General features: G+C 61.2%; 22 protein-coding genes. 7 read left to right on the top strand and 15 right to left on the bottom strand.

Annotation, left to right across the window (positions count from 1 at the left end):
- Window positions 1–30: 30 nt before the first annotated feature.
- Entirely contained in the window at window positions 31–1,212 is a 1,182-nt protein-coding gene (locus MKZ87_RS19275) for an aminotransferase class V-fold PLP-dependent enzyme (protein ID WP_085701633.1), read from the top strand.
- Here MKZ87_RS19275 and MKZ87_RS19270 read toward each other — a convergent pair.
- The 4 genes from MKZ87_RS19270 to zwf all read right to left on the bottom strand — a co-directional run bounded on the left by MKZ87_RS19270 (window position 1,209) and on the right by zwf (window position 4,977).
- On the bottom strand, window positions 1,209–1,925 hold the full coding sequence (locus MKZ87_RS19270; protein WP_085697139.1) for an intradiol ring-cleavage dioxygenase: 717 nt from the start codon (window positions 1,923–1,925) through the stop codon (window positions 1,209–1,211). The two genes, MKZ87_RS19275 and MKZ87_RS19270, sit on opposite strands and share 4 nt — an antisense overlap.
- Window positions 1,926–2,127: 202 nt before the next feature.
- Window positions 2,128–2,793 carry a bifunctional 4-hydroxy-2-oxoglutarate aldolase/2-dehydro-3-deoxy-phosphogluconate aldolase gene (locus MKZ87_RS19265; RefSeq protein WP_011335602.1) on the bottom strand — a complete coding sequence of 222 codons (666 nt, stop codon included), beginning with the start codon at window positions 2,791–2,793 and terminating at the stop codon, window positions 2,128–2,130.
- A gap of 17 nt (window positions 2,794–2,810) precedes the next feature.
- Complete coding sequence (pgl, locus tag MKZ87_RS19260; RefSeq protein ID WP_085701634.1) at window positions 2,811–3,524, bottom strand: 6-phosphogluconolactonase; 714 nt, start codon at window positions 3,522–3,524, stop codon at window positions 2,811–2,813.
- On the bottom strand, window positions 3,511–4,977 hold the full coding sequence (zwf, locus tag MKZ87_RS19255; protein WP_085697141.1) for a glucose-6-phosphate dehydrogenase: 1,467 nt from the start codon (window positions 4,975–4,977) through the stop codon (window positions 3,511–3,513). The genes pgl and zwf overlap by 14 nt, the downstream gene beginning before the upstream one ends.
- 226 nt (window positions 4,978–5,203) lie before the next feature.
- Between zwf and MKZ87_RS19250 the strand changes: the two genes are divergently transcribed.
- Window positions 5,204–6,064, top strand: a complete 861-nt coding sequence (locus MKZ87_RS19250; RefSeq protein WP_169842436.1) for a MurR/RpiR family transcriptional regulator — start codon at window positions 5,204–5,206, stop codon at window positions 6,062–6,064.
- A 136-nt stretch (window positions 6,065–6,200) separates the two neighbouring features.
- Here MKZ87_RS19250 and MKZ87_RS19245 read toward each other — a convergent pair whose 3' ends face one another.
- The 11 genes from MKZ87_RS19245 to edd all read right to left on the bottom strand — a co-directional run bounded on the left by MKZ87_RS19245 (window position 6,201) and on the right by edd (window position 19,577).
- Window positions 6,201–7,055, bottom strand: a complete 855-nt coding sequence (locus MKZ87_RS19245) for a D-hexose-6-phosphate mutarotase (protein WP_085697142.1) — start codon at window positions 7,053–7,055, stop codon at window positions 6,201–6,203.
- A gap of 116 nt (window positions 7,056–7,171) precedes the next feature.
- Window positions 7,172–8,518, bottom strand: coding sequence for a carbohydrate porin (locus tag MKZ87_RS19240; protein ID WP_085697143.1), 1,347 nt, complete (start codon window positions 8,516–8,518; stop codon window positions 7,172–7,174).
- Window positions 8,519–8,650: 132 nt separating this feature from the next.
- A complete protein-coding gene (locus tag MKZ87_RS19235) occupies window positions 8,651–9,811 on the bottom strand; it encodes an ABC transporter ATP-binding protein (protein ID WP_085701635.1) in 1,161 nt (386 codons plus the stop codon).
- A 2-nt stretch (window positions 9,812–9,813) separates the two neighbouring features.
- The gene (locus MKZ87_RS19230) at window positions 9,814–10,659 is read right to left on the bottom strand and encodes a carbohydrate ABC transporter permease (RefSeq protein WP_007951164.1); all 846 of its coding nucleotides are present in this window, start codon (window positions 10,657–10,659) and stop codon (window positions 9,814–9,816) included.
- On the bottom strand, window positions 10,652–11,560 hold the full coding sequence (locus MKZ87_RS19225; RefSeq protein WP_085697145.1) for a carbohydrate ABC transporter permease: 909 nt from the start codon (window positions 11,558–11,560) through the stop codon (window positions 10,652–10,654). Before MKZ87_RS19225 ends, MKZ87_RS19230 begins: the two co-directional genes overlap by 8 nt.
- Before the next feature lie 93 nt (window positions 11,561–11,653).
- The gene (locus MKZ87_RS19220; RefSeq protein ID WP_085701636.1) at window positions 11,654–12,955 is read right to left on the bottom strand and encodes an ABC transporter substrate-binding protein; all 1,302 of its coding nucleotides are present in this window, start codon (window positions 12,953–12,955) and stop codon (window positions 11,654–11,656) included.
- Between the two features lie 118 nt (window positions 12,956–13,073).
- A complete protein-coding gene (locus MKZ87_RS19215; RefSeq protein WP_085701637.1) occupies window positions 13,074–14,333 on the bottom strand; it encodes an AGE family epimerase/isomerase in 1,260 nt (419 codons plus the stop codon).
- 104 nt (window positions 14,334–14,437) lie between these two features.
- Complete coding sequence (locus MKZ87_RS19210) at window positions 14,438–15,865, bottom strand: ATP-binding protein (RefSeq protein WP_170929627.1); 1,428 nt, start codon at window positions 15,863–15,865, stop codon at window positions 14,438–14,440.
- A 31-nt stretch (window positions 15,866–15,896) separates the two neighbouring features.
- Entirely contained in the window at window positions 15,897–16,628 is a 732-nt protein-coding gene (locus MKZ87_RS19205) for a response regulator (protein WP_085697149.1), read from the bottom strand.
- A gap of 172 nt (window positions 16,629–16,800) precedes the next feature.
- Window positions 16,801–17,754, bottom strand: coding sequence for a glucokinase (locus MKZ87_RS19200; protein WP_085701639.1), 954 nt, complete (start codon window positions 17,752–17,754; stop codon window positions 16,801–16,803).
- Complete coding sequence (gene edd / locus MKZ87_RS19195; RefSeq protein WP_011335614.1) at window positions 17,751–19,577, bottom strand: phosphogluconate dehydratase; 1,827 nt, start codon at window positions 19,575–19,577, stop codon at window positions 17,751–17,753. Before edd ends, MKZ87_RS19200 begins: the two co-directional genes overlap by 4 nt.
- 221 nt (window positions 19,578–19,798) lie before the next feature.
- Between edd and gap the strand changes: the two genes are divergently transcribed.
- The 5 genes from gap (at window position 19,799) to MKZ87_RS19170 (ending at window position 26,013) form a co-directional block, all read left to right on the top strand.
- The gene (gene gap / locus MKZ87_RS19190) at window positions 19,799–20,800 is read left to right on the top strand and encodes a type I glyceraldehyde-3-phosphate dehydrogenase (RefSeq protein WP_007951174.1); all 1,002 of its coding nucleotides are present in this window, start codon (window positions 19,799–19,801) and stop codon (window positions 20,798–20,800) included.
- A 190-nt stretch (window positions 20,801–20,990) separates the two neighbouring features.
- Complete coding sequence (locus MKZ87_RS19185) at window positions 20,991–21,509, top strand: RNA polymerase sigma factor (RefSeq protein WP_085697151.1); 519 nt, start codon at window positions 20,991–20,993, stop codon at window positions 21,507–21,509.
- A 122-nt stretch (window positions 21,510–21,631) separates the two neighbouring features.
- Window positions 21,632–22,597 carry a FecR family protein gene (locus MKZ87_RS19180; protein WP_085701640.1) on the top strand — a complete coding sequence of 322 codons (966 nt, stop codon included), beginning with the start codon at window positions 21,632–21,634 and terminating at the stop codon, window positions 22,595–22,597.
- A gap of 122 nt (window positions 22,598–22,719) precedes the next feature.
- Entirely contained in the window at window positions 22,720–25,305 is a 2,586-nt protein-coding gene (locus tag MKZ87_RS19175) for a TonB-dependent receptor (protein ID WP_085701641.1), read from the top strand.
- Between the two features lie 111 nt (window positions 25,306–25,416).
- A complete protein-coding gene (locus MKZ87_RS19170; protein ID WP_085701642.1) occupies window positions 25,417–26,013 on the top strand; it encodes a biliverdin-producing heme oxygenase in 597 nt (198 codons plus the stop codon).
- The last annotated feature ends 86 nt before the right edge of the window (window positions 26,014–26,099 follow it).

Below are 26,099 nucleotides of genomic sequence, written 5' to 3'. Positions count from 1 at the left end.
GGCGTCACCCTGATCCGAGTCGAGTCGACCATGCCCGATAACACCCGCCGCGCCCGAGACGAAGCTTTCTGGCAAACCTTCGCCGACCGTTACGACCGCCACCCTGGCCCCGTGAATCTGGAGAACGGCTATTTCGGGCGCATGTCGCGCACCGTGGTCGAGGAGTACCAGCGCAACATCGAGCTGATCAACAACAGCAACTCGATCTACGTGCGCCAGCGTTTCGAACAGCACGACAGTTTCGACATCCGCGCGCAACTGGCCGAGTTGATCGGCGTGCGCGCGCAAAGCGTGGCGTTCACCCACAACGCCACTGCCGGCCTGCAATCGCTGATCCGCAACTACAATCGCCTGCAGCCAGGCGACCAGGTGTTGATCTGCGATCTGGAGTACGACACGGTCAAGGGCGCCATGCGCTGGCTGGCGCAGTATCGCGGAGTCGAGGTGATCGAAATCGAGCACGCCCACCCCGCCACCTTCGACAGCCTGCTGGCCACGTACCGCGAAGCCTTTATCCGCCATCCAAAGCTCAAGCTGATGGCCCTGACCCACGTCACCCACCGTACCGGGCTGGTGATGCCGGTGCAGGCCATTGCCTCGCTGGCCAGGGAGTACGGCGTCGATATCATCCTCGATGGCGCCCATGCCCTTGGCCAGATCGAGTTCAATCTTGAAGCGCTGGGCATCGCCTTTGCCGGGTACAACCTGCACAAGTGGATCGGCTCGCCGCTGACCCTCGGTTTTATTTACATCGCACCGCAGCGCCTGGCCGACATCGACCCGGACATGGGCGAGATGCATTTTCCGGCTGGCGATATCCGCTCACGCACGCCCCACAGCACGCCGAACATTCCGGCACTGATGACCCTGCCTCTGGTGTTCGAGGAGCACCGCTCACTGGGTGGCGCGGCGGCCAAAGGTGCACGGATGAATTACCTGCGCAACCTGTGGGTCAGCGCCGTGCGCAACCTGCCAGGCATCGAAGTCACGACCCCGGACGATCCGCGCCTGTATTGCGGCATCACCTCGATGCGTTTTACTCGCCATACCGACCAGCAGGCGATGGTCGAACGCCTGCTCAACGACTACAACCTGTTCACTGTCGTGCGCAACGGCGCAGCCTGCGGACCGTGCATCCGTATCACGCCGTCGCTGACCACGACGGCGGCGGAGATTCAGTCGCTGATTCTGGCGCTGAATGAGCTGCGTTAAACCGTGTACTTGTCGAAATCCTCGGGCTTGATCTGCGACGACACCGCAAAGGTGTCGATGCCGATCGTGAGGTGGCCGAAGTAACCGTCCTCGTGTGACTCGCGACCGATCGGCCACACCGTCAGGGTCGACTCTTCACCGCCCATGTTGGCGAAGTAGGGATCGTCTGCGTTGCACACCGGCAGCGAGCTGCGCCCGCGATAGGCCTTGGCATTGAGCACGCCACGGGAAACCACCTCCGGAAAATACAACTGCCCGACCCAGGCCACATTGCGCTCCTCCAGGTATTCGGTGCCGGCGACGATGCGCACCGCCACATGAATATGCAGGGCACGGCCGGCGTAGAACCCCGGATAGATCGTGGTGAAGCGCACCCTGCCCTTGTGGTCGCTGAACTGGCCGCCGCGCAGATAGGTGTCGTCGTCGGTTCGCGGAATCGAGCCGATGTCCTCGACGTCGACTTCCAGATCCGGGTTCACCCGACTCCAGCCGGAATAGGCGCCGCGTGCGTTGCAATGCCAGATATCCACCAGCGCACCGCTGACCGGCTCGGCAGTCATGGCGTCGACGATGGTCAGGCGCAGCAGCAGCGGCAGGCCTTCGGCACCTTCGCTGATGTTGCGGCGCAACAGTTTGGGATTGCGAAAATACGGCCCGGCGACTTGCTCGGGGGCCAGTTGATATACCGGGGGTGCTGAAAGCTGGTTATCCATGACGCGCTCTCTCTTCCATAAGATGAACGCAGGTTAACGCCACACGCGAAGCCAGGTGCGGTAACTATGTATCTCCAGATAACGTATCCCCAGATAACGTATCTCCAGATAACGAAGTTTTTCGCGGGCAAAAAAAAACGGTGCACCGACCAAGCGCACCGTAAAGCCGTAGAACACACAACGAAGTGTAGGGTTGAACCAATCAGTCCAGCAGCGCCAACGCCTCGGCAGTGCATTCCTGAATGCGGGCCCAGTCGCCGTTCTTGATCCACTCAGGATCAAGCATCCAGCTACCGCCCACGCACATGACGTTTTTCAGCGCCATGTAGCTTTTGATGTTGGCAGGGCCGACGCCGCCGGTCGGGCAGAATTTCACTTCGCCGAACGGGCCGCCAAGGGCCTTGATTGCCGCCACGCCGCCGCTGACTTCAGCCGGGAACAGCTTGAAGCGGCGATAACCCAGGCCATAGCCTTCCATGATGCCGGAGGCATTGCTGATGCCCGGCAGCAGCGGGATCGGGCTTTCGACGCTGGCTTCCAGCAGATCACGAGTGATCCCCGGGGTGACGATGAATTGCGAACCGGCGGCTTCGGCCGCAGCCAGCATGTTACGGTCGAGCACGGTGCCGGCACCGGTCACCAGTTCCGGGCGCTGCTCGCGCAGGATCTGGATCGCCTTGAGGCCGAACTGCGAACGCAGGGTCACTTCCAGCGCGGTCAGACCACCGGCAGCCAGGGCGTCGGCCAGCGGCAGCACGTCCTGTTCACGGGCGATAGTGATCACCGGCAGAATCCGCGCCTTGGCGCAGAGGCTGTCGATCAGGGCAACTTTGTCCGCCATGGAAACGGTCGGGGATGGGGTTGTCATAGCGGCTGTTCCTTGGCTCATGGGCACCAGTAAATCTCTAACGTAGGTTGCAGAAACGCGCGAACCGGCATGGCGGCGACGTCGTTGGATGCCACTGCGGCATTCAGGGTGGTCAGTTTCGACTGACCGGAAATCGACAGAATCTTGTGCTTCGCCGAAGCCAGCAGCGCCCGGCTCATGGTCAGGCGCTGACGCGGCACGCTTGGCGCGAGCATCGGCCAGCAGCGGCGAGTGCCGTCAGCTTGCAGGGCTTCAGCCAGGTTCGGGCTGTCCGGGAACAGCGACGCGGTGTGACCGTCATCGCCCATGCCCAGCACCAGCACGTCGATGGGCGGCAACTCGGCGAGCAAACGATCGGCCTGCTCCGCAGCCTGCTCGACGTTGGCCGCCGCGCTGTAAAGGCTGAGGAACTGCGCCTTTGCCGCCGGGCCCTTGAGCAGATACTGCTTGAGCAGACCGGCGTTGCTGTCGGCATGTTCGACCGGTACCCAGCGTTCGTCAGCGAGGGTCACGACGACCTTCGACCAGTCCAGTTCCTGCTTGGCCAGGTGCTGGAAAAACGCCACCGGGCTACGACCGCCGGACACCACCAGCACAGCGTTGCCGCGCGCTGCCAGTGCTTCGCTCAACTGTTTGGCGACGTTCAGCGCCAAACCTTCGGCGAGCAACACCGGGCTCTTGAATTCACGGGCATTCACGCCCTCGGGCAGTTTCACATCAGATATCGCCATACCACGACCTCCCGTCCCGCGTGATCAATGCAATAGAGCTCATCGGCCCCCACGACCCGGCCGCATACGGCTTGGGCGCGTCACCGGATTTTTTCCACCCGGCGATCAGCTGGTCACACCATTTCCACGCGGCTTCAATTTCATCTTTACGGACAAACAGGTTCTGATTGCCGTTCATCACTTCCAGCAACAACCGCTCGTAGGCATCGGGGATCCGAGCGCTGCGCCAGGTGTCGGAAAAATTCAGTTGCAGCGGGCCGCTGCGCAGTTGCATGCCCTTGTCCAGGCCTTGCTCCTTGGTCATCACGCGCAAGGAAATGCCTTCGTCCGGCTGCAGGCGGATGATCAGTTTGTTGCTGATCTGCAGGCGCTGCTCGGGGGCAAAGATATAGTGCGACGGTTCCTTGAAGTGGATGACGATCTGCGACAGTTTCTGCGGCATGCGCTTGCCGGTACGCAGGTAGAACGGCACGCCGGCCCAGCGCCAGTTGCGGATGTCGGCACGCAGGGCGACGAAGGTTTCAGTGTCGCTCTGGGCGTTGGAATTCGGTTCTTCGAGGTAGCCCGGCACGGACTTGCCCTCGCTGTGCCCGGCGATGTACTGGCCGCGCACCACTTGGGTGGTCAGTCCTTCCGGACTGATCGGCGCCAGGGCCTTGAGCACCTTGACCTTTTCGTCGCGGATGCTGTCGGCGGACAGGTCGGCCGGCGGATCCATGGCGATCAGGCAGAGCAGTTGCAGCAGGTGGTTCTGAATCATGTCCCGCAGCTGACCGGCCTTGTCGAAGTAGCCCCAGCGGCCTTCGATACCGACCTTCTCGGCCACGGTGATTTCCACGTGGGAGATGTAGTTCTGGTTCCACTGAGTTTCGAACAGGCTGTTGGCGAAACGCAGGGCGATCAGGTTCTGGACGGTCTCTTTGCCCAGGTAGTGGTCGATGCGGTAGGTGCGGTTCTCCGGGAAGAATTGCGCCACGGCGTCGTTGACCTTGCGCGAGGATTCCAGGTCCGAACCGATCGGTTTTTCCAGTACCACGCGGGTGTTTTCTGCCAGACCGACATTCGCGAGGTTCTCGCAGATCGCGCCATACACCGCCGCCGGAGTGGCGAAGTAGGCAATCATGCGTTGTGTGTTGCCGGCCAATTCTGCCAGCGCCACGTAATCTTCAGCCTTGAGGAAGTCGACGTGCAGGTAGGTCAGGCGCGCCAGAAAGCGCTCGGCCACGGCCTCGTCCAGCTCTTTGCCCACATAACGGCGCAGCTCGGCGGCGATGAACGCCAGGTGCTGCTGCTCGGTACCCGCCTCACGGGCCAGTGCGATAATGCGCGTGTCCTCGTGCAGCAGGCCGGCGCCGTCAAGGTGATAAAGGGCAGGAAACAGCTTGCGCAGGGCCAGATCGCCCAAGGCGCCGAACAAGGCGAAGGTGCACGGTTCAACCGTAATCGAAGGCATGATGTTTGTTCTTTTATCAAGTTAAGCTACAAATACCTTTTTTCAAGGCATCACTCAAGGGAAAATGTAGTAATAACCACAACATTTTCGCAAAATACAGATTCCGAGTGGTGGTCGGTCGGAGCCATCAGTAGGATAGGCCACCGTCACGGGCCACATCAAAGGCCCAATTTGCATAGCCGCGCGCTTATCGGCGCCGGTGAATCTAGGAATTCTTATGGACCGCGTGCGAAATTTACTGGAACAGATCCAGAGTCGCCTTGAAGAGCTGAACAAGGCCGAACGCAAAGTCGCCGAAGTGATCCTGCTCAACCCACAGCAGGCCACCCGCTTCAGCATCGCCGCCCTCGCCCAGGCAGCGTCGGTCAGTGAACCGACGGTCAACCGTTTCTGCCGTTCGTTCGGCGTCAGCGGCTACCCCGAACTCAAGTTGCAACTGGCCCAGAGCCTGGCCAGCGGCGCGGCCTATGTCAGCCGCGCAGTAGAAGCCGACGACAATCCCGAGGCCTACACGCAGAAGATTTTCGGCAGCGCCATCGCCTCGCTGGACAGCGCCTGTCAGGCATTGGACCCGAACCTGATCAGCCGCGCCGTCGACCTGTTGATCCAGGCACGGCAGATCCACTTCTTCGGCCTCGGAGCTTCGGCTCCGGTGGCTTTGGATGCGCAGCACAAGTTCTTCCGCTTCAACCTGGCGGTGACCGCCCACGCCGATGTGCTGATGCAACGCATGATTGCTTCGGTGGCGCACACCGGCGAGCTGTTCGTGATCATCTCCTACACCGGGCGCACCCGCGAGCTGGTGGAAGTGGCGCGCATCGCCCGGGAGAACGGCGCGTCGGTGCTGGGCCTGACGGCAGAAAACTCGCCGCTGGCCAAGGCCAGTACGCTGAGCCTGAACATTCCGTTGCCGGAAGACACCGACATCTATATGCCGATGACTTCGCGGATCATTCAGTTGACGGTGCTGGATGTGCTGGCGACGGGAATGACGTTGCGTCGCGGGGTGGATTTCCAGCCGCATCTGCGCAAGATCAAAGAGAGCCTGAACGCGAGCCGGTATCCGGTGGGTGACGAGTTCAACTAGTTCGCGCTGATCGTTCCCACGCTCTGCGTGGGAATGCCTCAAGGGACGCTCTGCGTCCAGTAACGCGGAGCGTCACGGGCTGCATTCCCACGCGGAGCGTGGGAACGATCAGCGCTCTGCGTCGGAACGATCATCGCTAGGCGCCAGCCCAAGCCTGCAAACTCAAATGCGCCTTCTCCCCCGGCGCCAGATGCAGGCTGTCGGTGCCCCCCGCCGCCGCTTCGACACAGACAAACTCCGAGATCTCGTCCCAGCTCACGCCCAGCAACGGCCGTGCTCCCGGATGCCACACCACGGTGTCCGCGCTGTCACCGGTATCGATGCACAATTCGCGTTGCCAGGCGTGATCCTTGAGCTGCAATTCGCCGTCGTGCTGGAACACTCGCTGACAGCCACCATCGACCCGCAACTCGCCCTCCTGCTGGCAGACCTCACGGTTCAACTGATCATAACCCTGCGCGCCTTCGAGCCCAGACAGCGCTATCTCACTCACATCGCCAATACGCCAGTAAGCGTGCAAAGCCTGGCTCAACTGGCACGGCATGTCGTCCTGATGCTCGGTGCTCAGGCGCAATTCCATGCGTTCGCCCAGGTGCGCGTGCAGGTCCACCTGCCAGTCGCACAGTTGCAATTGCCAGTGCAGGCGCACGCCGTCATCGGCGCTGCTGCTGTCGAGCAGTTTCCAGTCCAGCAGTCTCGCCCAGCCATGGGACGGCCACGCGTTTTCGCTCGGGTGACGGCCATACCACGGCCAGCACACCGGCACGCCGCCGCGAATCGCGCCGACATGCGGCCACTTCGCCGCGCACCACAACCACGGTTTCTGACCTCGCGGCTGAAAATGCAGCAATTGCGCGCCCTGACGACTGAACACCGCCTGACACAGTGGATGATCGATCACCAGCACATCGCGCATCTGATAGCGCTCCCAGGCGAACACCGGTCGTTCGCGCAGGGATTTGAAGAAGCGTTGCAGCGGATGCTCATGCATGGGCCACGGTTCCAGATTCAACTTTCATGGGCTGCGACACCCCTTTCCAAAAAAAAGCGGACAGCCTTGGCCGTCCGCAAATATGCGCACATAGAGAGGAGCTTATCGCAGACGCGTCAGAACGTAGACTGAATTTTCAGGCCAGCGACCAAAGCGTTATCCACTTCATCCACACCGCCCGGATGAGTGATGTATTGCAGGTTCGGGCGTACGGTCAGCCAGTTGGTGACGTGGAAGCCGTAGTTGATCTCGTAGTTGTATTCGGTTTCACGAATCGGCGAGAACACCGGATTGTCGTAGTCCGAAACACCGTTGGAGACGTTCAGCAGTTCAGCGTTCTTCTTCACGTCATCGTTGACATGAATTCGTGCCGCACCGATACCGAAGTCATCTTTCGGACGCGCGTCGAACGGACCTTTGTACACAAACATCACGGACTGGTAGTTGTCGATGAAGTTGGTGTCCTTGTCGTGGAACGTGGCGTTGGCAGCGATGCTCAGGCCACGGCTCTTGTCACCGTTGTGGCTGGTGAGTTGCTGTTGCGCAACGAACCAGTAACCGTGCTTGCTGCTGTGGGTGCGGTAGGCATCACCGGTGGTCGCCGCGTCGAAACCGTTGACGTCTTCGCGAACGTCGTCGGCATCGGCCGTGCTCTTGTAGTAACCGACACGGTATTCGCCCGGCAGGCCGCTCGGGTTAGGCGACCAGACCAGTTCCACTGGCAACACGGTGCCTTTGGTACCGCTGCCGCTCAGCTTGAAGCCGTTGCCGTGTTCCAGTTGCGACGGGTTCTGGTTGTACGCACCGATCTGCGCATACAGCTCGTCGTTGATGTTGTACTTGACGCGAATGGCCGCCTGGCTGACCGGCCAGTTGTACCAGATGTTGGTCGCCCAGTTGCCCACTTGCGAACCGCAGAACGCCAGGTTCTGGAAGTCGCACGGGAAGGTGTTGAAGTCTTCGCCTTCGCCGAAGTAACCGGCCTTGACGTCGAGTTTGTTGTCGAAGAACTGGTGTTTGATCCACAACTGGGTCAGACGCACCATGTGGCCACGACCGTAGACTTCCTGCGAGGAACTGAGTGTGCCGGCACGCGGATCGCCAACACGGTCGTTGGAAATGTTTTCGCCATTACGGTTGGTCAGCTGGATCTTGGCCTGGGTGTTGTCCCAGCCCCACAGTTTTTGCAGGTCCAACGCCACGCCCAGACCGAACTGGTCGGAGTAACGCGCCGTCTTGTCGTTGTTGTAGCCGCCGTGCAGGTTGCCGCCCACCTCACCGACGTAGTCCATCTTGATGTCGATACCCTGCTCGATCAGCTTGGTACGTTCGCCACCCCAGTCCCCGGTCATCCACTCCGAATCGGAGCTGAACGCGTCAGCCGCGTGGACGCTACCGGCCAGCATCATTGCCGCAATCGCCGACAACTGGCCGATACGCTGAGCGTTGTTGTTCTTCTTCATCCCTACATCCTCGTTTTATTGTTATTAACTGTTCTTCTTATCTAACGCGGTTTACATCTGATGCGGCGCGCGACAGGCCACGCACCGCGTGCTCCCTGCGGAAACGGGCGAGCCCGCTCCCGCATTTGTTGATCAGCGCCCCTTGAACTGGGCCACGTTTGCGCTGTGCGACTCGGCTTTCGGCAGGCCCGCAACCCCAAGGCGCTCACCGGACTTGGCGTCAAACAGCAGCACTTTCGACGGATCGAATTGCAACGTCAGGGTTTCGCCCACCTGCGGCGCCACGTCCGGCGCCAGACGGCAGCAGACCTTGGTGTCGTTGAGGTTGACGAACACCAGAGTGTCCGGACCGGTCGGCTCGGTGACCTGCACTTCAGCCTTGATGCTCGGCAGGCCATTGCCCTCGCCGTTCGCCAGAGCGATCTGCTCCGGACGCAGGCCGAGGATCACTTCGCGATCTTCGAGACCGGCGTCCTGCATCGCCATCGGCAACTCGCAACGGGCCTGGCCGCTGTCGAGCAGCGCCACCAGACGGCCGTCCTTGCGTTGCAGGCGCAGCGGGATGAAGTTCATCGGCGGCGAACCGATGAAGCTCGCAACGAACAGGTTGGCCGGGTCGTTGTAGATCTCCTTCGGCGTACCGAACTGCTGGATGATCCCGTCCTTCATCACCGCCACTTTGTCGCCCAGCGTCATTGCTTCGATCTGGTCGTGGGTCACGTAGACCGTGGTGGTTTTCAGACGCTGATGCATCAGTTTCATTTCGGTGCGCATCTCGACGCGCAGCTTGGCGTCGAGGTTGGACAGCGGCTCGTCGAACAGATAAATCTTCGGGCGACGCGCCAGGGCGCGGCCCATCGCCACGCGCTGTTGCTGACCGCCCGAGAGCTGGCCCGGCTTGCGATTGAGCAGGTGCTCGATCTGCAACAGCTTGGCCACGCGGGCGACTTCTTCGTCGATGGCCGATTGAGGCATCTTGCGGATCTTCAGACCGAATTCGATGTTCTCGCGCACGCTCATGGTCGGGTACAGCGCGTAGGACTGGAACACCATCGCGATGTCGCGATCTTTCGGGCTCATGCCGCTGACGTCCTGGTCACCGATCATGATCGCGCCGCCGGTGATGGTTTCCAGGCCGGCGATGCAGTTCATCAGGGTCGACTTGCCGCAGCCCGAAGGCCCGACGAGGATCAGGAATTCACCGTCCTTGATCGACAGTTCGATGTTCTTCAGGGTGTCCGGCAGGCCGGTACCGTAGGTCTTGTTTACATTGCGAAGTTCAAGCGTAGCCATGATTACCCCTTGACTGCGCCGGCCGTCAGCCCGCGCACGAAATACTTGCCTGCGACCACATAGACCAGCAGGGTCGGCAGCCCGGCGATCATCGCCGCCGCCATATCCACGTTGTATTCCTTGGCCCCGGTGCTGGTGTTGACCAGGTTGTTCAGCGCCACCGTGATCGGTTGCGAATCACCGCTGGAGAACACCACGCCGAACAGGAAGTCGTTCCAGATCTGGGTGAACTGCCAGATCAGGCAGACCATGATGATCGGGGTGGACATCGGCAGGATGATCTGGCGGAAGATCGTGAAGAACCCCGCGCCATCGAGACGCGCCGCCTTGATCAGCGCATCCGGAATGCTCACGTAGTAGTTACGGAAAAACAGCGTGGTGAACGCCAGGCCGTAGACCACATGGATGAACACAAGGCCCGTGGTAGTGCTTGCCAGGCCCATCTTGCCGAGGGTGAACGACGCCGGCAGCAGCACGGTCTGGAACGGCAGGAAGCAGCCGAACAACAGCAGACCGAAGAACAGCTGCGAACCTCGGAAGCGCCAGAACGACAGTACATAACCGTTCAATGCACCGATGGCGGTGGAGATGATCACGGCCGGAACGGTGATCTTGATCGAGTTCCAGAAGTAGCCGTCAACGGTGGCCCAGGCTTTCACCCAGCCGATGCCGCTGACCACGGTCGGCCAGCTCAGCAGGTTGCCGGTGGAGATGTCTTCCGGGGTCTTGAAGCTGGTCAGCAGCATGACCACCAGCGGTACCAGATACAGCAGGACCGCGAGGATCAGCACCGCGTAGATCGCGATGCGGCTCAGGCTGATGGCCGGTTTGGAGGCGAGACTAGTCATGACGCTTGGTCCTCAGCTCGGAGTACAGGTAAGGCACGATGATCGCGAGGATCGCGCCGAGCATCAGGATTGCACTGGCCGAGCCCATGCCCATCTGTCCACGGCTGAAGGTGAACGAGTACATGAACATCGCCGGCAGATCGGAGGAATAACCCGGGCCGCCGGCCGTCATGGCCGCCACCAGGTCGAAGCTCTTGATCGCGATGTGCGCCAGGATCATCACTGCACTGAAGAACACCGGACGCAGGCTTGGCAGCACCACTTTCCAGTAGATGCGCGGCATGCTCGCGCCGTCGATCTGGGCGGCACGAATGATCGACTGATCAACGCCACGCAGACCGGCGAGGAACATCGCCATGATGAAGCCCGAAGCTTGCCAGACCGCCGCAATCACCAGGCAATACACCACGCGATCCGGGTCGATCAGCCAGTCGAGACGGAAGCCTTCCCAGCCCCAGTCCCGCAGCAATTTGTCCAGGCCCATGCCCGGGTTGAGCAGCCATTTCCACGCAGTACCGGTGACGATCATCGAGAGCGCCATCGGGTACAGGTAAATGGTGCGGATAAAGCCTTCGCGGCGGATTTTCTGGTCGAGGAAAATCGCCAGTGTCACGCCGATCACCAGGGTGATGCCGATGAACATGCCGCCGAACACGGCCAGGTTCTTGCTCGCTACCCACCAGCGGTCGTTGTCGAACAGCCGCGCGTATTGCGCCAGGCCTGCCCACTTGTAGTTCGGCAGGAAGGTCGACGTGGTGAACGACAGGACAAACGTCCAGAGGATATAGCCATAGAAGCCCACCAGAACGATGAACATGCTCGGCGCCAGCACCAGTTTCGGTAGCCAGCGCTGCAATGCGTCGAACGGCGAGGCCTTGCTGAACACAGCAACAGAACTCATGGGAAGATCCAGTAAAGAAAATGAAGGACCGCTGCAAGCTGCAGGCTTGAGGCCGATGCGCGACCTCAAGCCTGCAGCTGCTCTACGCTGACGTTACTTGGCAGCCTTGATGGCGGTGCCGAGTTTTTTGGCAGCGTCGGCCGGGTCGGCTTTCGGGTCGTTGATGTAGTTGGTCACGACATCAAAGAACGCACCCTGCACCGCCAGCGTGGTCGCCATGTTGTGCGCCATGCTCGGCTGCAGGCCGCCATTCTTGGAATCTGCGAGGAAGTCCTTGGCAGCGGTCTGGGCGCACGAGTCGAAACCGTACTTGCCCATGTCGGCGAGCATGTCGTTACGCACCGGGATCGAGCCCTTGTTGATGCTGAAGACTTTCTGGAAGTTTTCACCCAGCACGACTTTGGCGATGTCCTGCTGACCGGCCGCGGTGCCCGCGTCCTTCTGCTTGAACACGGCCAGCGAGTCGATGTTGTAGGTGAACGCCTTGTCGGTGCCCGGGAAAGCTACGCACTCGTAGTCCTTGCCGGCGACTTTCTTGGCGGCGGTCCATTCGGATTTGGCCCAGTCACCCATGATCTGCATGCCGGCCTTGCCGTTGATGACCTTGGCCGCTTCCAGGTTCCAGTCCTGACCTTTGCCGTCGACGTCCATGTAGGTCGCGACTTTCTTCAGCTCGGTCAGGGCCTTGACCATTTCCGGGCCGGTCAGGGCAGCGTTGTCCAGGTCGACCAGGGCTTTCTTGTAACCATCAACGCCCATCACCGACAGCACGACCGCTTCGAACACGGTGCTGTCCTGCCATGGCTGACCACCGTGAGCCAGCGGGATGAAGCCCGCCGCTTTCAGCTTGTCGCCGGCGGCGTAGAACTCTTCGAGGGTGGTCGGGGCTTTTTCGATACCGGCTTTCTTGAAGACTTCCGGGTTGATCCACAGCCAGTTCACCCGGTGAATGTTCACCGGCACGGCCACGTAATCACCTTCGAACTTCACGGTGTCGGAGACTTTCTTGTCGAGCAGGCTGTCCCACTTCTCGGACTTGGAAACGTCCTTCAGCACGTCAGTGTCGAGCAGACCGGTCGACGCCCATTCCTGGATGTCCGGGCCTTTGATCTGGGCAACGCCCGGCGGGTTGCCGGCCACCGCGCGGCTTTTCAGCACGGTCATGGCAGTCGCACCGCCACCGCCGGCGACAGCGCCGTCTTTCCAGGTGAAGCCGTCTTTCTCGACTTGAGCCTTGAGCACATCGACGGCGGCTTTTTCGCCACCGGACGTCCACCAATGCACGACTTCCACCGAACCTTTGGATTCGGCAGCGGAAACACTCAGGGGCAGCACAGCGAGCGGGAACAGGGAGGCGACAGAAATGACAGTAGCGAGGCGAGAAATCGCATTCATCTGAGATGTACCTTTCTTGTTGTTATGCATGCAAGTCTGGTGCTTGCGCTGCACACGAGTTTAAACAGAGCGTTTCCCCTCGCAGGTAACGAAGGGACGCGCGAATGTCACCACATGGTTACACAGGAACGCTTCGTGAAAGCTGTGCCAGAGCACTGGCCATGCTCGGCGCCAGCGGCAGACGCGGAATCAGAACCGCCTGCCAGGCGTGGTACAGATCCGGTTTGCCCGCCCAGATATCGGCACTTGGACGGTTTTGCGGGTCGAGTTCGTGATGCCAGCTGCCGTCGCAGCGGTCGATGAAATTCGCTTCGCAGAATTCCCAGAACAGGCGGTACCAGGTTTCGTACTGCGCATCGCCGGTGCGTTTGAGCAAGGCACTGGCGGCAGCGCTGGCCTCGGCGTGAGTCCAGTGCAGGCGATGGCGCACCACCGCTTTGTTGTTCCAGTCGAGGGTGTAAACGATGCCCGGCGCACCGTCGACGTCCCAGCCATGGCGGCAGTTTTGCTCGAACAGCTTTTGCGCATCGGTGGCGAGCCAGCCTGGCGTGAGCATGCCGGCCTGAACCCGCGCGGCTTCGAGGTGCAGTAACAGCCGCGCCCACTCGAAACCATGGCCCGGCGTGGTGCCGTAGGGACGGAAACCGTCGGCGGGATTGTCCTGGTTGTATTCGCGCAGTGGCTGCCAGTCGCGGTCGAAATGCTCGATCACCAGGTAATCGTTGGCAGCGGCGTGACCGTGAATCACCCGTTCGACGATGCGCTGCGCACGCACCAGCCAGCGCGGATCTTCTGTGGCATCGGCCAGCGCCAGGAAGGCTTCAGTGGCGTGCATGTTGCTGTTGGCGCCGCGATAGGCTTCCTCTTCGCGCCAGTCGCGATTGAAGAACTCGCGCATGGCGCCCTCTTCTTCGCTCCAGAAATAGGTGTCGATGATGTCGATGGCGTCATCCAGCAACGCTTGGGCGCCGGGGCGTTGCGCGACCACGGCGGAGCTGGCCGCCAAGGCGACGAAAGCATGCAGATAAGCGTTCTTGCCGGTGTTGCCGTCACGATGTTCAGCGACGGCGAACCAGCCGCCGTGCAGCGCATCGCGCAACGGACCGCGCAGGGCCGCGATGCCGTGATCGACCAGCTCGGCAAAGCCCGGCAGGCCCTGAATATGGGCCATGGCGAAGCTATGGGTCATGCGCGCGGTGTTCATGGTTTCGGCTTGCGCGCCAACCTGGAGCTGGCCGCGCTCATCAAGATTGCCGAAGCCTTCGGGCAATCGTGAAGCCTTGGCAAATGCCAGCAGACGCAGGCCTTCGTCGGCAAGCCATTGCTGGTGGGCAGGGGCGTTCAGCCAACTGCTGAAGTCCGGATTGAAGTGATCCATGGGTGGCCTTTTTTGTTGTTATGACTGCGGGGAGTCTAAACAACGGGCCGAGGTGGACTTGTAACGAAGGGGGCGGGTTTTGTCACCGATCGGTTACATTCAGATCAATCCGCCGAACGCGGCAATTGCAGGGTCACCCGCAATCCGCCCTCACGCAGATTCTGCAACGTCACTTCACCGCCATGGCTATGAGCAATGTTGCGGGCGATCCCTAACCCGAGCCCATACCCCTGCTGCTGCCCCGCCAACCGGAAGTGCGGCTCGAATACCTGCTCCAGCCGCTGCTCCGGCACGCCAGGCCCTTCGTCATCGACATGCAGCACGAATGCACTCTCATCGTCATCGATATGCAGATGAGCTTTCTGCCCGTACTTCAGTGCATTGTCGATCAGGTTGCCGATACAGCGCTTGAGCGCCAACGGCTTGCCCGGATACGCTGCTAATGCCCGTCCCTGCTGGGTTACACGGCCATTGCCGTTGGGCGCCAGATACGGCTCCACCAGGCAGTCGAGCACATGATTGAGATCCACCGGCTCAATGTTTTCGTGGATGTCGGTGTCTTTGACGCATTGCAGCGCACCCTTGACCAGCAGCTCCAGCTCATCCAGGTCACGGCCAAACTTGGTTTGCAGTTGTTCGTCTTCGAGCAGTTCGACCCGCAGACGCAGGCGGGTGATCGGGGTACGAAGGTCATGGGAAATCGCGCTGAACAACTGACTGCGCTCGGTCAGGTAACGGCTGATCCGTTCGCGCATGGTGTTGAACGCGCGGCCCACTTCGACCACTTCGCTGCCGCCGCCCTCGGCCACCGGCTCGACGTCGGCACCCAGCGACAAGTCCCGCGCCGCCCGCGCCAGACGCTTGAGCGGCCGACTCTGCCAGTGCACCAGCAAGCCGATGAACAGCAACAGAAATCCGCTGGTGAACACAATGAACCACACCTGCTGGGTCGGCAGGCCTTGCTCTTCAAGACTGGTGTAGGGCTCGGGCAGCAGCGAGGCAATGTACAGCCATTCACCGGGCGCCAACTGAATCTGGGTCACCAGCACCGGCGGATTCACCGGTTCCAGGGTCAGCGCGTAGTGCGCCCAGGAGCGTGGCAGCTCGTCGAGTTTCAACCCGGCGTTGAAGATACGCAGGTCATCGGGGCTGACGAAGGTCACCAGAATGTCAGTGTCCTGGCCCAACGACTGACGCAACACTTCGTCCACCGCTTGAAGCACCGCTGCCTTGCGCGGTGTAACCGGCAACACTTCCATGCCCAGCGGTTTGTCGTTCAGCGTCACCACAAATCGGGTGCCGCCCATGCTGCGCAACTGATCGAGCACCAAAGGCCGGTAAGCCACCGGCAACGAGCGGAAATAACTGACGCTGGCGGTCATCGAATGGGCGAGGCTGCGGGCGCTGGTGACCAGGCCTTCGAGCTGGGTCGCACGCAACTGGGACACCCAGATCACGCTGGACAGGGTCTGGGCGAACAACACCGCGAGCAACGTCAGCAGCAACATCCGTCCAAGCAGCGAACGCGGCATCGGCACTTTGCGTGCAGTGTTGCGCAGGAACTCAGTGACCATTGCCGGCAACCACATTGGCTGCCAGCTGGTAGCCGCTGCCACGCACGGTGCGGATCAGCCGTGGCGGCTTTTCGGTGTCGCGCAGACGCTGGCGCAAACGGCTGACGGCCATGTCGACGATGCGGTCGAGGGGCATCAGATCGCGGCCACGGGTGGCGTTGCCGATGGTGTCGCGGTCGAGGATTTCCTGAGGGTGGTCGAGGAACAGTTTCAGCAGAGCGAAGTCGGCGCCGGACAGAATCACTTCCTCGCCGTCGGTGTGAAACAGTCGATGGCTGACCATATCCAGCCGCCACTCATCGAACGCCAGCACTTCACTGCCGCCGCGCTCCTGACCGAACTGGGCGCGACGCAGCAGGGCCTTGATCCGGGCTTGCAGTTCGCGGGGGCTGAAAGGTTTGCCGAGGTAATCGTCGGCGCCGAGTTCCAGGCCAATGACCCGGTCGGCTTCGTCGGAACTGGCGGTGAGCATGATGATCGGCACCTGGGCCTGACGCGGATGCTGGCGCACCCAGCGGCACAGGCTGAAGCCGTCTTCATCGGGCAGCATCACATCGAGGATCACCAGATCGCTCGGCGCTTCGTTCAGCGCCTGACGAAAACCGGCGCCATCCGCCGTGGCCCGTACCTGAAAACCCGCGCGGGTCAGGTAGGTTTCCAGCAACTCGCGTATCTCCTGGTCGTCATCGACCAACAAAATCGACTTGTTGACTGAGCTCACTTCGAAGGCATCCTTGTTGTTGGAATTGGGCGGATTATGCCTGATGTGTAGACCGATCGTTCCCACGCTCTGCGTGGGAATGTATCAAGGGACGCTCCGCGTCCAGTGACGCAGAGCGTCACGGGCTGCATTCCCACGCGGACGGTTCGACGCCCCGACGTGGGAACGATCTTCAGCCTTCCTGCTCGAGCGCCACTCCTGCACCGACAAGCCCCGAGTACGGCGCCGTCACCAGCCACACCGGAATGCCCTTGAAGTAATCGCTCATGCAGCCCTTGTCGGCGAAGCTGCGGGCGAAACCGCTTTCGAGGAAGAAATCGGCGAAACGCGGAATCACGCCACCCACGATGTACACCCCGCCACGGCCGCCAACGGTCAGCACGTTGTTGCCGGCCACGCGACCAAGCCAGCAGCAGAATTGCTCCAGCACTTCCAGGGCAATCGGGTCGCCCGCAAGGCCTGCCGCAGTGATGGCTTCCGGCGTGTCGAGTTTCGGTTCATGCCCGTCCACCGCGCAGATCGCACGGTACACCCGCGGCAAGCCGCCGCCGCTCAACGCGGTTTCCGCGCTGACGTGGCCGATTTCGTTGTAGATGTGCTGCCAGAGCTGGGTTTCGCGCGGGCTGCTCAGCGGCAGATCGACGTGACCGCCCTCTCCCGGCAACGCGGCGAACCGCCCTTCACCGAGATCAAGCAACGTGCCGACGCCCAGACCGGTGCCCGGGCCGATGACCACTGCCGGGCGCAATGGCTCCGGCTCGCCTTCGCAGACCACGCGGAATTCGCCGGGCTGCAAACGGGTCATGCCCAGCGCCATCGCCGAGAAGTCGTTGACCAGCAACAACTGCTCAACCTGCAAGGTCTGGCAGAACGCCTTGCGACTCAGGCGCCAGTGGTTATTGGTGAACTTGAATTCATCACCGCTCACCGGCCCCGCCACCGACAGGCACACCGAACCGATGGCACCCGGCGCCAGACCCAGCCCGCTCAGGTAGAGGCTGATCGCCTCTTCCGGGCTGGCATGGCCGGCGGTGGCCAGCACCTGAACCGATTCGAGCTGCTGATCTTTCCACAACGCAAACCGCGCGTTGGTGCCTCCGATGTCACCGACCAAAGCCAGTTTCAATTAAGCGTCTCCAGGGCAGAAGTGAAGGCGCTGGCGCCCTGCTCCGCCGAGCTGAAGGCCAAACGCATGAAGCCAAACAGTTCGCGACCGCTGCCGATGTTGTTGCCCAACAGGCCTTTGGCGGGTTCGCGCGCTGCGAATTCGGCGGCGTCCACCTTGAGTTCCAAAGTGCCTTTGACGCCATCGACGCGGATGATATCGCCCTCTTGCACGCGCGCCAAAGCGCCACCCACATAAGCTTCCGGACTGACGTGAATCGCCGCCGGGATTTTCCCCGAGGCGCCGGACATGCGTCCGTCGGTCACCAGCGCAACCTTGAAGCCGCGATCCTGCAGCACGCCGAGAAACGGCGTCATCTTGTGCAGTTCCGGCATGCCGTTGGAGCGCGGGCCCTGGAAGCGCATCACCGCGACGAAATCCTTCTCCAGAAGACCGGCCTTGAAGGCGTCGGCCAGATCCTGTTGATCCTGGAACACCATGGCCGGTGCTTCGACGATCTGGTTTTCGAGCGCGACGGCGGACACTTTCATCACGCCACGACCGAGGTTGCCTTCCATCACCCGCAAGCCACCCTCTGCCGAGAACGCACGAGCCACCGGACGCAGGATGTTTTCGTCGAGACTTTCGGTCGGGCCTTCGCGCCACACCAGCTTGCCGTTATCGAGGAACGGCTCTTTGGTGTACTGGCTCAAACCGTGGCCGAGCACGGTGTTGACGTCTTCGTGCAACAGGCCGGCTTCGAGCAGTTCGCGAATCAGGAACGACATGCCGCCGGCGGCCTGGAAGTGGTTGATGTCAGCCTTGCCGTTCGGATAGACGTGGCTCAGGGTCGGCACGACTTCGGAGAGGTCGGCCATGTCCTGCCAGGTCAGTTGAATGCCCGCCGCCATGGCGATGGCCGGCATGTGCAGGGTGTGGTTGGTCGAACCGCCGGTGGCGTGCAACGCGACGATCGAGTTGACCAGCGCCTTCTCGTCGACGATTTCGCCGATCGGCAGGAAGTTGCCGTTCTGCTTGGTCAGACGGGTGACCTGATGCGCGGCTTCGCGGGTCAGGGCTTCACGCAGCGGCGTGTTCGGGTTGACGAAGGAGGCGCCCGGCAAGTGCAGGCCCATGACTTCCATCAGCAACTGGTTGGTGTTGGCGGTGCCGTAGAACGTGCAGGTGCCCGGGCTGTGGTAGGACTTCATTTCCGATTCCAGCAGCTCTTCGCGGGTCGCCTTGCCTTCGGCGTACTTCTGCCGCACGTCGGCTTTTTCCTTGTTGGAAATCCCCGAGACCATCGGCCCGCCCGGAACGAAAATCGTCGGCAGGTGACCGAAACGCAGCGAGCCCATCATCAGGCCCGGCACGATCTTGTCGCAGATGCCGAGCATCAGCGCGCCGTCGAACATGTTGTGGGACAGCGCCACCGCCGTCGACATGGCGATCACTTCGCGGCTCGGCAGGCTCAGTTCCATGCCGGGCTCGCCCTGGGTCACGCCGTCGCACATCGCAGGCGTGCCGCCGGCGAACTGGCCGACCGAGCCGATTTCGCGCAGGGCGTTCTTGATCTGTTCCGGGAAGACTTCATACGGCTGGTGCGCCGAGAGCATGTCGTTATATGACGAAACAATTGCGATGTTTGCCGAGTTCATCATCCGCAGGCTGTGCTTGTCTTCGCTGCCACATCCGGCCACGCCGTGGGCGAAGTTGGCGCATTGCAGCTTGCCGCGCATCGGCCCGTCAGTTGCAGCGCCGCGAATCAGCGCAAGGTAAGCCTGACGCGTGGCGCGGCTGCGGGCGATAAGCCGTTCGGTGACCTCAAGAACGCGGGGATGCATGTTTAGAACTCCAGGCTAACGGATGTGGCGACCTGATTGTCTATGCTGATCAAGGAGCCCGCACGCATGGGATGACGGGCGGTTTTCTTGATCATTCGGACCAGTTGATTCAGGTCACTCGTTGTAGATAAAACAAAATATTGCCACTAAAAAGGCTTGTTTTCTATTTTTATGCGAATAATCTTGTAATTCCAACAACAAAACGACGGCGGCGCTGCTCAATGACTCTTCGAATCGCAATCAATGGTTTTGGCCGCATCGGCCGTAATGTCCTGCGTGCACTGTATACCCAGGGCTATCGTCAGGATTTGCAGATCGTCGCCATCAACGATCTGGGCGACAGCGCGATCAATGCGCATCTGCTCAAGTACGACACCGTTCATGGCACATTCGACGCCGAAGTTGCTCATGACAACGAGAGCCTGACCGTCAACGGCGACCGCATTTCGGTCAGCGCCATCCGCAACCCGGCCGACCTGCCATGGGCCGCGGAAAAGATTGATGTGGTGTTCGAATGCACCGGTCTGTTCACCGACCGGGCCAAAGCCGCCGCGCATATTACCGCCGGCGCACGCAAAGTGATTATCTCGGCCCCGGCCAAAGGCGCCGATGCCACCGTCGTTTATGGTGTGAACCACGACATTCTGCGCCAGTCGCACCAGATCATTTCCAACGCGTCTTGCACCACCAACTGCCTGGCGCCGGTGGCCCAGGTGCTGCACCGCGAACTGGGCATCGAAAGCGGTCTGATGACCACGATTCACGCCTACACCAACGACCAGAACCTGACCGACGTCTATCACACCGACCCGTACCGCGCGCGCTCCGCCACCCAGAACATGATCCCGAGCAAGACCGGCGCTGCCGAAGCTGTGGGCCTGGTGCTGCCGGAACTGGCGGGCAAACTGACCGGCATGGCCGTGCGCGTACCGGTGATCAATGTGTCGCTGGTTGACCTGACCGTACAGCTGAAGCGCGAAGCCTCGGCCGATGAAGTCAATGCACTGATGAAAGCCGCGAGCCAGCATTCGAAGATCCTCGGCTACAACACCCTGCCGCTGGTCTCGAGCGATTTCAATCACAACCCGCTGTCGTCGATCTTCGACGCCAACCACACCAAATCCAGCGGCAAGCTGCTGAAAGTGCTGGCCTGGTACGACAACGAGTGGGGCTTCTCCAACCGCATGCTCGATAACTGCCTGGCGCTGTGCAACGCGGAATAAACAGCTATCCACCAGTGGGATCGAGCTTGTTCGCGAAAGCGGCAGGTCAGTCGACATTTAATTGCCTGACACGACGCCTTCGCGAGCAAATCCCCTCCCACAGTTTTTTGATCTCAATCTGAAATCAACACTTGACCACTCCGGCGGATGATAAGCATTATCATTCGCTCGAAACGGATCAGGTCCTCCCGTGAGTCATTCGCAGTTCAATCACGTTTTCCTCGCCCAGCGCACTTCACTGCTGCGAACGCTGGAACGCATGGTCAACAACCACAGCACCGCCGAAGACCTGCTGCAGGAAACCTACCTGCGCGTCACCCGGGCGCTGAGCGAGCGGGACATCGATCACCTTGAACCCTTTGTTTTCCAGACCGCGCGCAATCTGGCGCTGGACCATTTGCGTGCGCGCAAGATTCAATCGCGAACCATGGTCGACGACGTGCCGCAGGACGTGGTGCACAGCGTCGCCGCCCCCGCCAGCAGCGCCGAAGACGCCGCCCACGCCGAACAATTGCTGGAGCGCCTGAACGTGAGCCTCGGTGAACTCAGCCCCCGCCAGCAGCAAATCTTCATCCTCAGCCGCCTGCACGGGCGCAGCTATCAGGAAATCGCCGAAGAACTGAGCGTTTCCCTCAGCACGGTGCAGAAAGAACTCAAACTGATCATGACCATCTGCATCGGTGTCGCCGAACGCTTGAATGGCGACTGATCGGCAGCCTTGTCGGTATTGGACAGGATCGACTGCACTGATCATCGGGCTTTGTTACCCTTGCCCGACTTTTACGCTTCACCAAAAAAACAGCCGTGCACAGACACTGCCGAGGAAACACCGTGACGGACATCCACCGCTCCCCTTCGCCTGCATCGGCGCAGGACGCCGCAAGTGCAATGGACCAGGCGCTGGACTGGCTCATCGTGCTCGGCAGTCCGGACGAGGAGCAGACCCGGCAATTCCATGCCTGGCTGGCGGCCGATCCGTTGAATGGCGAGGCGTTCGCCAAGGCCCAGGCGATCTGGGACGGTCCGCAGATAGCCCAGTGCGCGAAGAACCTCGCAGCCAAACCGAAGAAAGTCCCCGTCCTCACTCGTTTGCGTCCGCACTGGAAACCGCTGGCCACCGCCGCCGTGCTGCTGCTCGGCCTGTTCAATTTCAGCAACCTGCCGATGCGTTTGCAGGCCGATCACCTGACCGTGGTCGGCGAGCGTCAGCGCCTGCAGCTTGAGGACGGTTCGAAAGTCCTGCTCAACACCAATTCCGCGTTCTCCAGCACGATCAACGATCAGCAGCGAGTCGCGCGGCTGTATCAGGGCGAAGCGTTTTTCGAGATCCCGGCCAGCCGCAGCCAGCCGCTGGAAATCGATGCCGGCCCGGTGAAAGCCAGCGTGCGCGACACCGCATTCGCCGTGCGTTATCTGGACGGCGTGGCGCAGGTGCGCGTGCAGCGCGGCGATGTCGATCTGCGTGCTACCCGTGACGATGCCCGTGTGCGGCTGTCCGCCGGGGAAAGCATCCGCATCGGCCCGAACGGTTTCGACCGCCCGGCCAAGGTCGACGCCGCCACCGATCTGGCCTGGGTACAGGGTCGGCTGATCTTCGAGAACTGCCCGCTGAGCCAAGTGCTGGCGGAACTGCGCCGCTACTATCCGGGCTTCATCATCAACACCAGCGAACGGTTGGCCGACGTCGCCGTCACCGGCAATTACCGCCTCGACCAGCCGCTGGACGCAGTGCGTTCGCTTGCTCACATCACCTCGGCCAAGCTTCAGGAATTCCCGGCGCTGGTGATTTTGAACTAAATGAGAATTATTTTTACTCGATAGCCAAAGCTCGTTCGTCTCGTTATAGCCAATGCAATTGATTCGCATCTCGCGAGATCAATCAGCACCTATAAAGATTCGTGCGACACGGAGCGCTATCGATGTCCTCACGCCTTACCCGCCAGACTTCTTCCCCTTCCCGCGTGCTGTCGCTGCTGACCGCCGCCATCCTGATGGCCGGCACCGCGCCGCTGATGGCCGCCACCGAACAACCGACGCGCAACATGGGCGATTACTCGTTCGCCATTGCCCAGCAGCCGTTGGTGTCGGCGCTCAATGCGTTCACCGCCGTCACGGGCTGGCAGGTCGGTTTGCCGGCGCAACTGGGTCAGGACGTATCGTCGCCGGGCGTGCGCGGTTCGCTGCCACCGGAAAAAGCCCTGGAGCGTCTGTTGGTGGGGACCAACCTGAGCTTCCGCAAACTGAGCAACAACAACGTCGTGCTGGAAAAACGCGCCAGCAGCGGCGCACTTAACCTCGATCAGGTGACCATCAGCGCCACCCGTAAGGCACAGTCGGTGAACAGCGTGCCCAGCACCGTCACCGTGCACACCCGCGAAGAACTCGACCGCAACAACGTCAACACCATCAAGGATCTGGTGCGCTATGAGCCGGGCGTGTCCGTGGGCGGCGCCGGCCAGCGTGGAGGAATCAGCGGTTACAACATTCGCGGGATCGACGGCGACCGCATCCTGACTCAGGTCGACGGTGTCGAAGTGCCGGACGGTTTCTTCAATGGTCCGTACGCCAAAACCCAGCGCAATTACGTCGACCCGGAAATCATCAGACGCGTCGAAATCCTCCGTGGCCCGGCCTCGGTGCTGTACGGCAGCAACGCCATCGGCGGCGCCGTCAGCTACTACACCCTCGATCCGGACGACATCATCAAGCCCGGCAAAGACGTCGGCGCCCGCCTGAAAACCGGCTACAGCTCCGCCGATGAAAGCTGGCTGAAATCCGCCACCTTCGCCGGTCGCGCCGACCAGTTCGACGGCTTGCTGCACTACAGCCAGCGCGACGGTCACGAAACCGATTCCTACGGCAGCAACAACGCCACCGGTCTTGAGCGCACCGCCGCCAACCCGGAGGACGTCAAAGCCACCAACGTGCTGGCCAAGATCGGCTGGAACTACAACGAAGGTTCGCGCCTGGGCCTGACCTATGAAAAGTACAAGGATGATCGCGACACCGATCAGAAAAGCGCCTACGGCGGACCGTACTTCAACGGTGCCCCGACGATCCCGAACAGCGTGCTGCCCGGCGGCATGTACCAGTGGCGTACCGGCAACGACACCATCACCCGCGAGCGTTTCGGTCTGGAGCACAGCTTCGAACTCGACAGCCTGCTGGCGGACAACGTGAAGTGGAGCCTCAACCACCAGACCGCCAAGACCGACCAGAGCACCGACGAGTTCTACTACCCCATCACCCGTAAAGTGCTGCGTACCCGCGACACGATCTACGAGGAGAAACAGTGGGTCTTCGACGCGCAACTGGACAAGGCATTCGCCATCGGTGACACCGATCATGTGCTGACTTACGGCACCACCCTCAAGCAGCAGAAAGTCACCGGCTCGCGCAGCGGCGACGGCAAGTGCCTGGCGGTCGGTCGCGGCTGCACCGCCATCGGCGCTACCAGCGCGGCTGACGTACTGAAGAAGTCCAGCGACTTCCCGGACCCGACCATCAACACCTACAGCCTGTTCGCCCAGGATCAGATCAGCTGGAACAACTGGACCTTCCTGCCGGGCCTGCGCTACGACTACACCCGGCTCAAGCCGCACATCACCCAGGAGTTCCTCAACACCGTGGCCGCCGACGGCAACGGCACGGTCAGCGACGAAAACAAGACCTGGCATAAAGTCTCGCCGAAATTCGGCCTGACCTACGCCCTGACCGAAAACTACACCTGGTACGGTCAGTACGCCGAAGGCTTCCGCACCCCGACCGCAAAAGCGCTGTACGGCCGCTTCGAAAACAGCACCACCGGCTACAACGTGGCGCCGAACCCGGACCTGGAACCGGAAAAGAGCAAAAGCTATGAAACCGGCCTGCGCGGCAACTTCGAGCAAGGCTCGTTCGACGTGGCGGTGTTCTATAACAAGTACCGCGATTTCATCAACGAAGACGCCGTCACTCCGGGCTACGACGAGCTGACGTTCCAGTCGAGCAACATCAAGCACGCCACCATCAAGGGTGCCGAAGTCAAAGGTCGTCTGAACCTGGATTCCTTCGGCGCGCCGCAAGGCCTGTACACCCAGGGTTCGATTGCCTACGCCTACGGACGCAACAACGACAACGGCGAACCGTTGAACAGCGTCAATCCGCTGACCGGCGTATTCGGCCTCGGTTACGACCAGGACAACTACGGCGGCCTGCTGAGCTGGACCGTGGTCAAGAAGAAGGATCGCGTCGACGACAGCAACTTCAAGTCGCCGGACGGTGTCAGCAGCCAGTTCAAGTCGCCGGGCTTCGGCATTCTCGATCTGACCGGGTTCTACAAAGTCACTGACGACGTCACCATCAGCGGCGGCATTTACAACCTGACCGACAAGAAATACTGGCTATGGGACGACGTGCGCGGTTACGACAGTGTCGGCGAAGCCTCGGTGACACAACCGGCCAACCTCGATCGCCTGACCCAGCCGGGTCGCAACTTCGCAATCAATCTGGTCTGGGATATCTGATCCGGATGACCTCACGGCACGCGTGCATTGCCGCGCCGTGAGGTTTTTTTACTGTCCGGCGCTTGCCCGTACGTCTCGTTATCAAGCGCCTCTTCTTTTCAAGGACATCTCATGAGCACCCAGGAAAAAGCCCTGCGTTCGCAACGCTTGAACCAGATCACCCACGAGCCGCACAGCAAGCTCGATGCACTGGTCAAGGCCCACGCGCCGTTCGAGAACCGCGCCAACTTCGCCCGCTTCGTGGTCGCGCAGTACCTGTTCCAGTCGGAACTGGTGTCGCTGTACAACGATGCCGAACTGACCGCCATCGTCCCTGACCTGCCGGCCCGCTGCCGCGCCGAAGCGGCCAGGGCAGACCTCGCGGACCTCGACACCGAAGTGCCCGTACCCGTCGCCGGTGCGCTGAAAAACCCGAGCAAGGCCCGCGCCCTGGGTTGGATCTTCGTGTCTGAAGGCTCCAAGCTCGGCGCTGCGTTTCTGATCAAGCGCGCCGTTGCCCTGGACCTGAGTGAAACCTTCGGCGCCCGTCACCTGGGCGAGCCTGAAGGTGGTCGCGCCGAAGGCTGGAAGCGCTTCGTGCGCACCCTCGATTCGCTGCAACTCAGCGCTGAAGAAGAAGCTGAAATGGAGCAAGGCGCGATCGATGCGTTCAACCGCTTCACGGTGTTGCTGGAACAGGCTTACGCCACAGAAGCCGAACCGGCCTAAAGCGACACCGACCGCCCATTGTGGGAGCGAGCTTGCTCGCGAAGAGGCCGTCAGATTCAACATCATCGTTGACTGACGTACCGCTT

Origin of the sequence: Pseudomonas sp. MCal1 (genome assembly GCF_026341415.1) — a bacterium.
In the GTDB taxonomy this organism is placed as follows: Bacteria; Pseudomonadota; Gammaproteobacteria; order Pseudomonadales; family Pseudomonadaceae; genus Aquipseudomonas.
This window is presented reverse-complemented; position numbering and strand designations above follow the sequence as displayed.

What these genes read in the sequence shown, in the direction of transcription:
- MKZ87_RS19275 (WP_085701633.1), top strand. Translation starts at nt 31, where the DNA reads ATGCCCGATAACACCCGCCGCGCCCGAGACGAAGCTTTCTGGCAAACC.
- zwf (WP_085697141.1), bottom strand. Translation starts at nt 4,977, where the DNA reads ATGCCTTCGATTACGGTTGAACCGTGCACCTTCGCCTTGTTCGGCGCC.
- MKZ87_RS19220 (WP_085701636.1), bottom strand. Translation starts at nt 12,955, where the DNA reads ATGAATGCGATTTCTCGCCTCGCTACTGTCATTTCTGTCGCCTCCCTG.
- MKZ87_RS19245 (WP_085697142.1), bottom strand. Translation starts at nt 7,055, where the DNA reads ATGCATGAGCATCCGCTGCAACGCTTCTTCAAATCCCTGCGCGAACGA.
- MKZ87_RS19230 (WP_007951164.1), bottom strand. Translation starts at nt 10,659, where the DNA reads ATGACTAGTCTCGCCTCCAAACCGGCCATCAGCCTGAGCCGCATCGCG.
- MKZ87_RS19265 (WP_011335602.1), bottom strand. Translation starts at nt 2,793, where the DNA reads ATGACAACCCCATCCCCGACCGTTTCCATGGCGGACAAAGTTGCCCTG.
- MKZ87_RS19175 (WP_085701641.1), top strand. Translation starts at nt 22,720, where the DNA reads ATGTCCTCACGCCTTACCCGCCAGACTTCTTCCCCTTCCCGCGTGCTG.
- MKZ87_RS19170 (WP_085701642.1), top strand. Translation starts at nt 25,417, where the DNA reads ATGAGCACCCAGGAAAAAGCCCTGCGTTCGCAACGCTTGAACCAGATC.
- MKZ87_RS19215 (WP_085701637.1), bottom strand. Translation starts at nt 14,333, where the DNA reads ATGGATCACTTCAATCCGGACTTCAGCAGTTGGCTGAACGCCCCTGCC.
- gap (WP_007951174.1), top strand. Translation starts at nt 19,799, where the DNA reads ATGACTCTTCGAATCGCAATCAATGGTTTTGGCCGCATCGGCCGTAAT.
- MKZ87_RS19235 (WP_085701635.1), bottom strand. Translation starts at nt 9,811, where the DNA reads ATGGCTACGCTTGAACTTCGCAATGTAAACAAGACCTACGGTACCGGC.
- MKZ87_RS19210 (WP_170929627.1), bottom strand. Translation starts at nt 15,865, where the DNA reads ATGCCGCGTTCGCTGCTTGGACGGATGTTGCTGCTGACGTTGCTCGCG.
- edd (WP_011335614.1), bottom strand. Translation starts at nt 19,577, where the DNA reads ATGCATCCCCGCGTTCTTGAGGTCACCGAACGGCTTATCGCCCGCAGC.
- pgl (WP_085701634.1), bottom strand. Translation starts at nt 3,524, where the DNA reads ATGGCGATATCTGATGTGAAACTGCCCGAGGGCGTGAATGCCCGTGAA.
- MKZ87_RS19225 (WP_085697145.1), bottom strand. Translation starts at nt 11,560, where the DNA reads ATGAGTTCTGTTGCTGTGTTCAGCAAGGCCTCGCCGTTCGACGCATTG.
- MKZ87_RS19270 (WP_085697139.1), bottom strand. Translation starts at nt 1,925, where the DNA reads ATGGATAACCAGCTTTCAGCACCCCCGGTATATCAACTGGCCCCCGAG.
- MKZ87_RS19240 (WP_085697143.1), bottom strand. Translation starts at nt 8,518, where the DNA reads ATGAAGAAGAACAACAACGCTCAGCGTATCGGCCAGTTGTCGGCGATT.